1 protein-coding gene is annotated in these 560 nt (G+C 45.0%); it reads left to right on the forward strand.

Annotated elements, in window-relative coordinates:
* Positions 1-25 precede the first annotated feature (25 nt).
* A partial coding sequence (locus OSCI_RS09025; protein WP_193387017.1) for a DUF4437 domain-containing protein occupies positions 26-560 on the forward strand: 535 nt, incomplete at its 3' end.

The raw sequence follows: 560 nt of genomic DNA on the forward strand, positions 1-560 counted from the left end.
CATATAAACAGGAAAAGAGGGAATTATGGGTGACGCGAATAGAAGTTTTAATTTGGCCCAAACAGACCAAACGGATAATTTTTTAAGTGTAGCGCCTGGACAAGAGGATTGGGGAGGAGATGGGAGCGGACGCTTGCACCTATCAGGAAGGTCTACGGCAATATCGAAAGAGTATGTGCCTCGTCAGTATCAATTTTTCAATACAAATACGGTGCCAGAAGAACCAGGATGGCGAATCAGTGGAATGCCCGAACGAGTCCTACCAGGAAGACGAAGATTGCTGACTTGGCATGATTGTGGTGCATCTACATCGAGAGTAATCCTACCGCCCAAATTTGCAGCACCATCTGGGATCTTCACCGCTGATTTGGAAATTTTTATTCTGGCTGGTAAGATTAAAATGGGTGAATGGCAACTAGATCGACATGGTTACTCCTTTATTCCTGCTGGGGTAAAAGTAGAATCTTGGCAAGTTTTAGGTGAAGAGGAAGCGGAAATCCTTTGGATGGAAAACGGGCCAATTTCCCTCAAGTACCAAGAGGGAGAAACCAATCATCCAG

Source organism: Kamptonema sp. PCC 6506, assembly GCF_000180455.1.
Lineage (GTDB): Bacteria > Cyanobacteriota > Cyanobacteriia > Cyanobacteriales > Microcoleaceae > Kamptonema > Kamptonema formosum.